Annotated in this window: 9 protein-coding genes and 1 tRNA gene; 2 read left to right on the top strand and 8 right to left on the bottom strand. The window is 55.4% G+C overall.

Annotated elements, in window-relative coordinates:
- Window positions 1–1,206: 1,206 nt before the first annotated feature.
- The 3 genes from SIB64_RS15165 to SIB64_RS15155 are packed head-to-tail and all read right to left on the bottom strand — an operon-like array spanning window position 1,207 to window position 4,417.
- Window positions 1,207–1,935, bottom strand: coding sequence for a succinate dehydrogenase/fumarate reductase iron-sulfur subunit (locus SIB64_RS15165; protein ID WP_413441020.1), 729 nt, complete (start codon window positions 1,933–1,935; stop codon window positions 1,207–1,209).
- Window positions 1,932–3,848, bottom strand: coding sequence for a fumarate reductase/succinate dehydrogenase flavoprotein subunit (locus SIB64_RS15160; protein WP_413441018.1), 1,917 nt, complete (start codon window positions 3,846–3,848; stop codon window positions 1,932–1,934). Before SIB64_RS15160 ends, SIB64_RS15165 begins: the two co-directional genes overlap by 4 nt.
- A complete protein-coding gene (locus SIB64_RS15155) occupies window positions 3,848–4,417 on the bottom strand; it encodes a succinate dehydrogenase cytochrome b subunit (protein ID WP_413441017.1) in 570 nt (189 codons plus the stop codon). Before SIB64_RS15155 ends, SIB64_RS15160 begins: the two co-directional genes overlap by 1 nt.
- On the opposite strand from SIB64_RS15155, the gene SIB64_RS15150 reads away from it, so the two are divergent.
- Window positions 4,397–4,696, top strand: a complete 300-nt coding sequence (locus SIB64_RS15150; protein ID WP_413441016.1) for a hypothetical protein — start codon at window positions 4,397–4,399, stop codon at window positions 4,694–4,696. The genes SIB64_RS15155 and SIB64_RS15150 overlap by 21 nt on opposite strands.
- Before the next feature lie 391 nt (window positions 4,697–5,087).
- Here SIB64_RS15150 and SIB64_RS15145 read toward each other — a convergent pair whose 3' ends face one another.
- The 3 genes from SIB64_RS15145 to SIB64_RS15135 form a co-directional block, all read right to left on the bottom strand.
- Complete coding sequence (locus SIB64_RS15145; protein ID WP_413441015.1) at window positions 5,088–6,026, bottom strand: bestrophin family ion channel; 939 nt, start codon at window positions 6,024–6,026, stop codon at window positions 5,088–5,090.
- A 483-nt stretch (window positions 6,027–6,509) separates the two neighbouring features.
- Window positions 6,510–6,582 (bottom strand) — tRNA-Thr (locus tag SIB64_RS15140).
- 150 nt (window positions 6,583–6,732) lie between these two features.
- Window positions 6,733–7,047, bottom strand: a complete 315-nt coding sequence (locus tag SIB64_RS15135; RefSeq protein ID WP_413441014.1) for a hypothetical protein — start codon at window positions 7,045–7,047, stop codon at window positions 6,733–6,735.
- A gap of 47 nt (window positions 7,048–7,094) precedes the next feature.
- Between SIB64_RS15135 and SIB64_RS15130 the strand changes: the two genes are divergently transcribed.
- Entirely contained in the window at window positions 7,095–7,358 is a 264-nt protein-coding gene (locus tag SIB64_RS15130; RefSeq protein ID WP_413441013.1) for a DUF3493 domain-containing protein, read from the top strand.
- A 645-nt stretch (window positions 7,359–8,003) separates the two neighbouring features.
- Here the strand turns inward: SIB64_RS15130 and SIB64_RS15125 are convergent.
- Together SIB64_RS15125 and infB are read right to left on the bottom strand one after the other, a co-directional pair.
- The gene (locus SIB64_RS15125) at window positions 8,004–8,849 is read right to left on the bottom strand and encodes a low-complexity tail membrane protein (protein ID WP_413441012.1); all 846 of its coding nucleotides are present in this window, start codon (window positions 8,847–8,849) and stop codon (window positions 8,004–8,006) included.
- A gap of 13 nt (window positions 8,850–8,862) precedes the next feature.
- Complete coding sequence (gene infB / locus SIB64_RS15120; RefSeq protein WP_413441011.1) at window positions 8,863–12,426, bottom strand: translation initiation factor IF-2; 3,564 nt, start codon at window positions 12,424–12,426, stop codon at window positions 8,863–8,865.
- Window positions 12,427–12,468: the final 42 nt, after the last annotated feature.

Raw genomic sequence — 12,468 nt, 5'->3', positions numbered from 1 at the left:
ACATGTCCGGATTTACGTGGTCTTATGCTGCTCCTATTTCGTCATTTCTTATTTTGGCTCCCAACTTGAAGATAGTCATTTGGGAGCTATAGGGTAGGCTATATTATGATCAGAATAGTGGTTTTATTGACTGTCTGGCATTATATTTAGATCAAGGATATGATTGGTTCTTATCCCTCCCAATGAGACAAATGACCAAGCTACTTGCAGCGATCCAGAGACACCTTCCCGGTCCTAAAGCTGGTCTAGAATTCAGTAAGAACTAGTAAATCTCATATGAAACTCCTTCCACTCATCGGTGCACTATTTCTTTTTATAGCTCCAGTTAAGTCTTTTGAAGCATTTGAGTGGTTGAATAAATCTTGTGATGCTGAACATTTGCGGTAGCCGATTGGCCGAGCTAAGCCGATACAGGGACTTTCGGATCTGTGGACCATCCAGCATGCGTTATCGACATTGAGCGGGGATGCCACCCTGCATTAGTTAACTGGTTAGTAGGCTGATCGCTACTTTTAGAATTCAAGAACGCAAGCCGCCACTCCAACTCATGCTTAAGATTGTTTGAATGTTCAGCAAGCTGGATTTGGCCCCGCACGCGAAAATATTCAGAACGTAATTCCTCCCACTTAATTGCATATTGAAAATCGTGGGATGTTGAAAGCCTCGGTCGTTTCATTTTTGTTGAAATAGCGGCCTACAACCTAAGGACGTCAAAAATGACCATATTGTTTACAGTAACTTTACTTTATCGTAATTGCCGTACCTGCATTTTCCTTAATATTTTACCTAAATAATATTTGCATGAGTATTGATAGCTGAGCAATTGGCTAGATGAGAGTGGCCAATTCATTATCAATGTCTTTTTGGGACTTAGGAATAATATGCATTAGAAAGTAATACGAAATGTCTAATTAGACCTTTATGATTTGGCGTATTCTTCGTATCCATGAAACCACTTCGACACATCGGTGCGCTGCACATTTCAGCAGTACCTGTTTTGCAGAAAATCAATTCACATGTCGCAGATGAGAAGTTTTAGTCATGGTTCAATCTTGCCAGTTCTGAGATCGCTGCAGGCAGGAGTTTCATCGTCATGCATTATTTTCCGATGATAGATGAGTTGCTGCAGCTGTGTTAGTAGTTGGTCTTCTAAAATGTGATTGCAGGTTAAATACTAGATGGCAATTTTAATCGTTCTATTACAAGTCAGGACCTACGTTCTCGATGCATCCAGCTGATCCAGTCTGCCGAGATCTCCTGAGGGCAGACCGCTTCGCATTCCAGGTTGCTGCTGCAGCTTCCAAACCCTTCTGCAGTCATCTGGTTCTGCATCGCGTTGGCGCGGGCGGCCCGTTCCGGTTGCCCTTGAGGCAGTTGGCCCAGATGAGCCAATTTTGCAGCCACAAAAAGACTCGCGGATGCATTGCGGCAACTGGCGACGCATGCCCCGCAGCCAATGCACGTCGCCGTATTGAAGGCGCTTGTTGCTTGATCACGGCCTACCGGCAAAGCATTCCCATCCGGCGCCTGGCCGGTGCCTGTGGAGCAGTACCCACCGGCTGAAATCAGCCGATCAAAGGCGCCACGATCGACCATCAGATCCTGAATGATTGGAAAGGCCTGGGCACGCCATGGATCGAGGGTCAACACGTCGCCATCGCTGAATTCACGCAAATAGAGTTGACACACCGATGTGGCAGACCGCGGTCCGTGCGCCTGGCCATTCACCAGAAAACCACAGCTGCCGCAGATGCCCTCTCGGCAGTCATGGTCAAAATTGATCGGTCGTTCGCCGGTGCTGATCAGCCGTTCATTCAGTTGATCGAGCACCTCAAGCAATGACAAGTCGCTTGAGACGTTCTTCAGGTTATGGCTCTCATACAGCCCGGTTTCATGGGCAGCGACCTGCCGCCAGATGCGCAGCGTGATGTTCATCGGTAGCTGCGGGTGCTGGGTTGCAGGGCGGTAAACCGCAGCGGCTCGATATGCCGGATCGGTTCCCCATTCCCGTTGTGTTCCCAGGCGGCAATGTGAGCGAAATTGGCGTCATCGCGTTGCGCTTCGCCTTCAGCACTTTGGTGTTCCTCACGAAAGTGGGCTCCGCAGGACTCTTCCCTTGCGAGCGCATCGTGCAGCATCAACTTCGCCAGTCCAAAAAAGTCTTCGACGCGCAGCGCTTTCTCGAGTTCTGCGTTGGGTTCTCTGGGCTCTCCAGGGACCCTTAGGTCGTTATGAAAGCGTTCCTTCAGGCCAGCCACCTGCTTCAATCCCTCGCGGATACCGCCGGCATTGCGGCTGATTCCGCAGCGTTCGGTCATGATGCCGCCGAGTTCACGATGGAAAGCGTCCACGGGAGTGCTGCCTCCATTGTTCAGCAGGTTTTCGATCCTCACCCGCGTGGCTTCGAGTGCATCCCGGCATGCAGGATCATCAGGGCTGATCTCCATGGCGGGTGTTCCAGCCAACCATGCTGAGACTGTGGATGGCGCAATGAAGTAGCCGTCTGCTAACCCCTGCATCAGAGCGCTTGCACCGAGGCGGTTCGCTCCATGTTCGGAGTAGTTGGCCTCCCCTAAGACGAACAGACCGGGGATGGAACTCATCAAGTGGTAATCAACCCAGAGTCCTCCCATCGTGTAGTGCGGTGCGGGATAAATTCGCATCGGCTTGCGGTAGGGGTCGTCGCCGCTGATCCGCTCATACATCGTCATCAGGTTGCCGTAGCGAGCAGCGATGGCACCCCGGCCTTCCTCTCGAATTGAATCAGTGAGGTCGAGGTATACGGAGCGACCGTCGGGCCCGACACCATGGCCCGCATTGCAGAGTTCTCTCGCTCGGCGAGAGGCCACATCCCGCGGCGTCATGTTCCCGTAAGTGGGGTACATCCTCTCAAGAAAGTAATCCCGTTCTTGCTCGGGAATCTCATCGGCTGGACGCCTATCTCCTGCCTGTTTCGGAAGCCAGACGCGTCCGTCATTGCGAAGGCTCTCACTCATCAGCGTCAGCTTGCTTTGGAAGGTATCTCCGCTGGGGATGCAGGTGGGGTGGATCTGGGTGAAACAGGGATTGGCGAAAAGAGCACCCTTGCGATGGGCGCGCCAGATCGCACTGGCGTTGGATTTCAGTGCATTGGTCGAGAGAAAGTAGACGTTGCTATAGCCACCGGTGCACAACAGCACCGCCCTGGCGGTGTGCACCTCTAACTCACCTGTGATCAGATGCCTTGCCACCACGCCACGGGCAACGCCGTCAACGGTGATCAGGTCGAGGACGTCGCGGCGGGTGAGGAGTTTGATGCGACCAAGCGCCACCTGGCGCATCAAGGCCTGATAGGCCCCATACAGCAGCTGTTGTCCTGTCTGGCCGCGGGCATAGAAGGTGCGGCTCACCAAGGCACCGCCGAAACTGCGGGTGGCGAGGCTGCCGCCGTATTCACGGGCGAATGGCACCCCCTGGGCGACGCACTGGTCAATGATGCTGCTGCTGATTTCCGCAAGCCGCTGGCAGCCGGATTCCCTGGCTCTGAAATCACCCCCCTTCAAGGTGTCGGCGAACAGGCGGCTGACACTGTCTCCATCCACAGCGACTGGACGTGCCGCATTGATCCCGCCTTGGGCGGCGACGGAATGGGCTCGACGGGGACTGTCGTGGAAGCTCAGAACCGTGACCCGGTAACCCTGCTGCGCCAAGGTTGCCGCTGCGGATGCACCGGCCAGGCCAGTGCCCACCACCAGCACATCGATTTTGCTTTTTCGGAGTGGACTGATTAAGGGCAGCTCCTCCTTGGTGCGTTGCCAGGCATCGGTAATGGGGCCAGAGGGAAGGCGCGGATCGGGTAAGCCGCTCATCAGAATTCTCCAAAGGCCAGGCCAAGGCTTGTGAGCAGGAATCCTCCACCGATCACAATGGCCAGGAGCCTTCCACCACTGCGCAGATAGCTGCTGTTCATCGGTGATAACAAACCAAGGCTGCGGTGAGCGGCTTCAGTGCCATGGAAGAGATGCAGGCCAATGGCCAGGCAGCCGGCGACATACAGCCCCAGACTTAATGGCTGATGCAGCACCGCAAGCAGTAGCTCACGCTCATGGCCTGCTCCTGGCCGATGCAGGCGCAATTGCAGCAAGTGAATGACCAGAAAGTTGAGCGTGATCAAACCGGCGATCAGTTTGTTGCGGCTGGCGAAAGCGGCGAGCGGTTGATCCCGTCGACTGCTCAGCTTCGCCCGATTACCGGCCTGGCGATTCTGGACACTTTTGAACAAGCTCGAAATGATGTGAACCAGCCCTGCGCTTGCCAGGGCGAGTTCCCCTACAGGGTGCCAAGGGCTGTTGTGGATGGTGTCGGCGTAATGCTCAAAGGCCTCCGGTGCCGCGAGGGCTGGGATCACTCCCGCCAGATGCACCAGCAGGAAGAGCACCAGAAGCAGCCCACTCAGCGCGGTGCACGATCGGATCGCGATTGGCATCCAGTTCTGCACGACACCTTCATGCGACTCATGGCGCGATCGTATCGACTGGGCATCGCGCGTTCTGTGCGGCTGTCGCCAAGCACTGCCCGCCTCTGCTCCGCCGAAATGGTGGATCGATTGCTTGGGTTGATGTTGACGATCTTCTCTGATGCTGATCCTTGGGGTCTTCCAGAGCGCGTGGCGCTCCCATTGCCGATGGTTCTTGTCAGAGCGAAATGGAGCGGCTGATTCACAAACCCTGCATGTGAATGTGCTTCGAGTTGTGGACGTTTGTTACTGGACTGTGCCCTTCAGTGACGTAAAGAATGGGGGGTTCGTTTGTTTGAATGACTGGATCCACCAGCAGCCATGGCCTGCCCTGGCTGGAGCTGGCGCAACGTCGAATGTGTACGTTTAATGTGCAACAAATGCAGGAGATAGATCCCTTCAATAGATTTGGTCCACAGTTCGCCAATACAACCAATCAATTCACTACTTGTATGTAGCCAGGGTGAAACGGTCGGACGATTGAATTTCAGGATGTGTTTTCGTGTGTGAACATGATTTTCGAGACTGTGTTTTTGAACGTCCGTTCCTTTTATCCACTTTGCGGTGGGTGAGGGGCTTAATGTTTTAGTCTTTAATCCCAGAAGACAGGGTTGCGAGATGGTTGAAAGCGTCCAAAATCAAGTTCGTTACACATCAGATCATTGCTGATCACGGTACAGATTGTATTGAGTGGCATTGAAAAACTGCTGCCATCCTGATCGAATGGGCCTTCTACATAAGCTCCAATGCGCTCTGCCATCAGAAATCCAAGAAAAAGCAGAAGGCCTGTTGCCGGTGATCCATTGCGATTGAATTCAATCAACAATTGGGTTCCAAAAACCCAGTTAATGATTCGAACAAACATGTCATAGGGAGGTGGAATCGGTGTATTTCGGATGCGTTCTAATCCTCCGATTGCGTCCATGCAGGCGATGCTCACTTGAGCAAGCTGCATGCGTCCCATCTCTCCGATCCATTCGTCTCTGAGGAGATGTTGAATCTGACGTGACCGTTCGACGGCCAGGCTTCGGACGGTGCTCTGGCGTGGGAGGTCAAGGCGTTCGAGCAATCGGAGCTGCATCGTGCGCAGATCGGGGTGCCAGAAGTTGCGTAATTCGAAATTCAGTTGCCAGATGAGAGCAACTTGAAGTTGTACGAGGCTTTTGGCTCTGGTGCTTCCCCATTGCTGGTCATCGAGATGGGCTCGAAGAGCGTCAGCCCAGCCCCTGCTGGTATTTACGACTGTTCCCCAAAGGGTTCTGGCTTCCCACCAGCGGCCAATAGCTTGGGTGTTGCGGAAACCGATGAAGATCGACATTGCAATTCCCAGCACGGATACCGCTCGGGTGCTCAATAACCATTTTTCGGGGATGCTGAGATTCAAAATGACTGCCGTCATCCCAACGGTGACGATCAGATCGAGGCGCATCCGCTTCAGAAGCTGAAGCAGGATCAGCAAATAATCGCGTTGGTTGGTGGCGGCCGGATCGCCATAGCCCCCGATCTCATAGGGGATGCGCCTTGCAGGCATCGGGTTGGGTTGTTTGGGTCAGAGCCAAACAACTGTCCCATGCGGCTACCAGTTCTCTCTGCGATAGGGAATGGTGACCGGAGTTACGCTTCTGATTTGAGTCGGCACCCCCCCCTCTGCTGTTCAAGGGATTGAGATGTTGTCCTTGCCAAATGTTTGGCTTAGACCTTTGATTGAATGAATTGTAAATTGAACTTCCAATCTGATTCTCGGTGCCTGATAACTACCAGGAGAAGGTCCTTGTTCGGGAATCGAAGCGCCGCGCTTACTCGGTAAATCAAGATGTAATTTTAGAGAAAGCATCTGTTTTTGGTGCATCAGTCTCGCTGTCAAGGTTGATATTTATTGAGATGCAAGTTATAAATAGATCCGTTTAATGTTGTTGGCTGACTCGATCCTGGGCCGCAATATTGGTGTTTTCGATGAAGTGAACTCCCGCCCAAGGTAATCAAAGGTGCCGTCCGCACTCTTCTTGAAATTCGAAGCCGATGACCTGACTTGAACAGGCGACCCACGCTTTACGAAAGCGTTGCTCTACCAGCTGAGCTACACCGGCAATCAATCAAATATATCATTCGAATGGAATCGTTCATGGAGTTGATGCTCCTATTCCCTGGCCTTCCATGATGTGGAATGTGTTTGGTGGTTAGAGCGTCTTGTTCGTCTCAGGCCAAGGGCTTTGAACTCGATCAGTAGAACAGTCCAGTCACTGTTGTTCGGTTTCTATATTTGGTGTTGGCTGGGTTCGCAATACACCGAGTTGGTATAAAACGGTAAATGTGTTGGTTCCTCTCGGAGGTGTTTGTACTTTTGGCTCTGATGTTTGTTTCGGTCGCCCTGTCCGAGAAGTCTCTTGCGAATCTGGCCTCATCTCGTTCGCATCCGTTTTGGTTTGATTCACGCAATCAAAGAGGGCATGGGTTGCGCGCCTGTTCTTCTGAAGATTCAGTGTTAATGCTGTTGTGATCAATGCATCGATGATCCTAAGTTCAGAACCTTCCTTCTTAGGAGATGCTTTCAACAGCTGCCACTGCTGCTAATTATGATGTGATCATCTGGGACAATTGATTGCCAAGCCCTTCACGACAGCAGCGAAACCTTGATCCTGAGTTGCGTCAAAGATTGATTCTTGAAGCACAGACTCCGTGGCGAGGCTTGCGTCGTGCTTTGTGGTTTGCGCTCTTTGCTTCGGCTGGTCTTGGTTTGTTTGCCATGATTTTCAGGGCCTCTGCGGGTGCAGGGGTTGATTTGAGTGACTTTGGAATCCAGGCGGGAGCGCTGGTGCTTTTCGCCGCTCTGCTTTGGTTTGATCGCACCCGGAGTAAGGATTGAGAGGGCTTGCAACGACCTTGTTGACGTCAAAATACCTTTTTATTTAGCCCTAAATACTTGTTGATTATTGATTCGGCTCTGGACTTTTTTTGACGTCTTCGTTTTTTGACTCAGTGGTTGTCTCTTGGATGTGCTGTTCTGAATGACTCTTTTGCTATGGGGATTTTTCGGAGCCTTAAGCCCTTCAGGGTTTGTCTTGCCGTTGCGACAAGGGCTGATGGTTCCTTGCTATTTTGAGCATTAAGGGTTTGTAAATTGTGGTTTAAATATTTTTTGATCTTCTGACTATTTGTTGATTTCTATGGAGAAAATAGCGTTGGAATTTGATTGGTCTATCGGTTCGATTGGGCATGGACTTGCGTCCGCTGCACGAGTGATTAAATCGATGACGGAATGACCGCATTTTGGTGTTTGGTTGATGTCCGATTCGGCAGGGTTTGGGCTCCTGTTAGTTGGTAATCTCCATTGGGAGGCGTGGTGTTAAGTAAGGGCCTCAATCAATTTTTCTTGGCGTTAAATTGAGGCTTTTGAATTGGCTCACGTTATGTAGTGCAAGATAAAATGTCTTGGTTTGATGCTTATATCTTCTCTATATTTTTTGTTTGTCTAGATGTCTTAGCGGTTGCGGTCGATTCAATCTGAAGATCAGGAATTCTCTGTTGATTCATCCTGTGTGCTCGTTGTTGGTTGATCAATTGCATCGCCCTCGGCTTGTTCAATCGGTTGGACTCTCTCGTCCTTGAGCTTGGAATCGATGGGGTCGGCCTCACTGTCCAAGGTGTCGCTGGCCTGTTGTTTGCTTTGCTGTTCTAGTTCTAGTTCTAGTTCTAGTTCTGGTTTTGTCGCCTTGGCTTCTTCTGAGGTTGAAGCTGTTGGTGTTGGTGTTGGAGTGGGCCGTTCTGGCCACTCGATCAAGGGCAGGTTGAGGAGTTGAAGTCCAAGGGATGTGCGTTCGTTCTCCAGCTGTGTTGCGAGGAATGGTTGTTGATCCATCGCATTCCCTGCCATTGGTTGGATCAGCCATTGGAGGGCTTGCCCCAGTTGTTGGAATTGCCAGAGCACCAACGTGAGCAGTGGGGCTGAGACCAACAAAGAAGTCAAGCGTGATTGATTGGAGAGTGGCGAGAACTCCTGAACCAGAACGGCTGAATCATCCATCCACCACAGGATCACAAATAACGCCAGTGCACCGATGATCAAGGGGACTCTGGAAAGAGCTCCGGTTTGCGAAGCACTGAGCTGCTGTTGTTGCAGGCTGCGAGTGGTGATTGGCAGCCGTAACAGCAACAGGGATGCCCAGTCCGCTGGGCGCTTCCATAGGTAAAGGCACGGACCGAGAACACTGACTCCCCAAGTGAAGATGCGCTCTAGTTCAGGAACTGGGCCTGGATCAGCCCCCGCAAGGGCAAGCCTGATCATCAGGAGCTCCAGTGGGATCACGCCGATGGCGAGGCACTGAAGCCAGAGCAGGGGCTCGCGGCGAGGAGACACAGAGCTGCTGGAATCAGGTGGTGAGTTTGCGGCGCTGGGTGACCATGCGGAAGGCTTCGATCATGTCGCCGTCCTGCCAGTTGGCGAAGCGATCACAGCCGACTCCGCATTCGAAGCCGGTTGCTACGTCCTTGACGTCATCCTTGTTGCGACGCAAGGAGTCGAGATCGCCCTCGAACACAATCTCCTTGCCGCGGCGAACGCGGACCCTGCAGTTCCGCTGCAGCTTGCCGCTGGTGACATAGCAGCCCGCAACAGCGCTCTTGCCGATAGTGAACACAGCACGGACCTCGCACTCGCCAAGGGATTCCTCGACCAGCTCAGGTTCCAGAAGACCTTCCATGGCCATCTGGATGTCTTCCAACAATTTGTAGATGACGTCATAGTCACGAACATCCACACCAGTGGCATCCGCGGCTTTGCGAGCACCAGATGCCATCGACGTGTTGAATCCCACAATCACCGCACCCGAGGCCGCAGCAAGGTCGACATCGGTTTCGGTGATCTCTCCAGGTGCAGAGAGCAATACCCGAACCTGGACCTCATCTTTCGGGAGCTGCTCGAGGGATCCAAGGATGGCTTCAACGCTGCCCTGCACATCGGCTTTGAGGATGAGATTGAGCTCTTTGAGCTCACCCTCGCTGGCCTGGCCGGACATGGCGGTGAGGGAAACACGCCTGGATGCCATCTGCTGCGCCAAACGCGTTGCCCGCGCATCGGAAGCACGATCTCCGACGACTGCCCGAGCTGATTTTTCATCCGGATAGACCTCGAATTCGTCGCCAGCGGTGGGCACTTCACTGAAGCCAAGGGCTTCAACAGCGAAGGATGGGCCCGCTGCCTTAATCCGCTGTCCGTTGTCGTCGACCATGGCTCGAACCTTCCCGAGCACGGGACCGGCGGCGACCACATCGCCTGTTTTAAGGGTGCCGTTCTGCACCAGCAGCGTCGCTACGGGGCCTTTGGCCTTGTCGAGGTGGGCCTCGATCACCGTGCCCCGGGCGAGACGATCGGGGTTGGCCTGCAGGTCCTCGACCTCGGTCACCAACAGGATCATCTCCAGCAACTTGTCGATGTTCTCGCTCTTGATGGCGCTCACAGGCACCATCACTACGTCGCCGCCCCATTCCTCCGCCAGCAGGTTCTGTTCCGAGAGCTCCTGTTTGACGCGATCGGCGGAAGACCCTTCCTTGTCGATCTTGTTGATCGCCACAACGATGGGAACCTCGGCAGCTCTGGCGTGGCTGATCGCCTCCAGAGTCTGTGGTCGCACGCCGTCATCAGCCGCCACCACGAGAACTGCGACGTCCGTGACCTTGGTGCCGCGAGCCCGCATCGCCGTGAACGCCTCATGCCCAGGGGTGTCGAGGAACGTGAGTTTCCGCGGTTCGTTGTTGTGTTCGATCTCGACTTGGTAAGCGCCGATGTGCTGGGTGATGCCTCCGGCTTCGCCTGCAGCAACGCGCGCCTTTCGGATCGCATCAAGCAAGCTTGTTTTGCCGTGGTCGACGTGACCCATGACCGTCACCACGGGTGGGCGTCGGATCAGGTGTGCGAGGTCCTGGTCCTCGATCATCTCGACCGTCTTCTTGGCGGCCTCTTCAACGTCGTCCTGAAGGACAGGCACACCGAATTCCTGGGCCACGGTCTCGATCGTGGGCATATCGAGTGTTTGGGTGACCGTCGCAATGATCCCTTTGAAAAACAGGGATTTGATGATCTCGGAACTCTCGACACTGAGCATGTCGGCCAACTCCTGCACCGTGAGGTTGTCCTCCGGAACAATCAGCATCTCCGGCCGCACCTGCTTGGCCTCTCTGGCGGCACGCAGTTCCATCGCACGCCGGCGTTGACGCTGGCGGGTTGTCTCTTTCTTGCGCTTCCGCATCGCCGCCATCGGCTTCGGTGCCGTGCGTCTCTGCGCCTTCGGCTTGGCCGGTCTGGCGAGGCTGGCGGACAGCACCATGGCCTGCTGCTCCCCAGCAAACCCTCCTGTTTCGGCGGTCAGCGCATCGTCGTTTTCGCCAATGATGTGAACCTTCTGGCGCTGCTTCTGAGGGGAGCGGCTCCGCAGGGCTTCAAGCTTGGCGCTGTCATCCCAATCGGGGCGACCTGGCCGCCGCTGACCACCTGGGGCACCTGGCCTGAACCCGGGCCGGCGGGGTGCATTGGGTGCTGTGGGGCGGGCCACCGGTGGTGTGGCCTCTCGTGTCTCACCAGGTTTGGTAGGAGCATCGGGACGCCGTGGTGGTGGTGCCGTCGGACGACCCACCGGCTTTTGCAACTGCATGAGCTCGCCGGGGGCAACCGGCTTGCGCATCCCGCTGGGAAGACCAGGTCTGGTAGGGCCACCGGGTCTGGATGATCCGGGGCGTTGGCCACCGGCCGCGCTGCTGCCGTCGCGGCGTATTGGTTTTCCAACTAACTCGAGGGTGTTACCGCTGCGGCCAGGACCGCCGGGTCTGCCGCCTTGCGGCTGAGGGCGTCCCTGTCGTTGCGGTGCCCCTGGCCGGGTAGGTGGTCCCACCCGGTTCGGTGCACCGGGTCGGGTCGGTGCACCTGGACGTGCCGGGCTGGCTGGGGAGCCTGCACGCGTTGGCCCTCCCGGGCGTTGGCCGCCTGAGCTGGGCCCTGGTCGGCGAGGCTGAGGCTTGCCGACAAGTTCCGGTCGGGGCGTGGGGCGAGCCGGGTTCGCTGGTTTTCCTGGAGCACCTGGACGGGGCGCTGCTCCAGCTCGCGTTGGGGCCCCTGGGCGTGGAGCATTGCCCTGACCAGGCCTTGAAACGATTTGAGGGCGCTGGCTGCGTCCCGCATCCGGGCGATTCGGCGAAGCAGGCCTTGGTGTTGGCTTGGTTGGTGCAGGTCTTGTTGGCGCCGGTTTTGCGGCCGCCGATGCGCTCTCGGGTCTTGGCGGCGGTGCTGCGGGCTTGCTGGTTGGCGCCTGGTGGTTCCCCACGTTTTGAGATTGTTGCGGCTTGCCCATCACCTGAGGGCGAGCCTGGGTCGGTTTCCCTGGGGCACTGGGCCGTGGTGCTTGGGACGGGCTCCGAGCCGGAGCGGCGGCGTTGCGTGCGGCCGCAGCAGGTCTCGATGGAGCCTTGTTGGCAACAGGACGCGACGGAGGTTCCTTCACAGGAGCATTGGGCGCTGCAGGCCTGGTTGGAGCAGCAGGTTTGTCTGCTGACGGTCTGACAGGCGCTGGACGTGCCGCGTCAACGTTGGCAACTGCGGGTTTGGCCGGTGCCGGTCGCACGATGTCAGGTTTGACGGCTGCCGGTTTGACGGGCGCCGGCTTTGCCGGTGCAGGCGGAACTGCCGAGCTGGTTGGCGTTGAAGATTTCTTCACGGAAAGAATCGCCTTGCCAGGTGCTGGCTTGACGGCAACCGCTCCCTTTCCATTAAGGGGCTTGCCGCTCTTCAGGAGGTTGCGGATCCGTCCAGCCTCGTCATCACTGATCGAACTGCTGTGGCTTTTGGCCGTGATCGACAACCGCTCAGCGGCGTCCAGCACGTCCTTATTCTCAAGGCCAAGGTCCTTGGACAGCTCGTAAATTCTGACTTTGCCGCTGCTGGTCATTCAGTTGGGGTCTCCGGTCGTGCCGGGCACGATGTGCCTCGG

This window comes from Synechococcus sp. MIT S1220 (assembly GCF_047303025.1).
Classification (GTDB): domain Bacteria; phylum Cyanobacteriota; class Cyanobacteriia; order PCC-6307; family Cyanobiaceae; genus Parasynechococcus.
The sequence above is the reverse complement of the archived record's forward strand: the minus strand, read 5'-3'. Positions and strand labels throughout refer to the sequence as shown.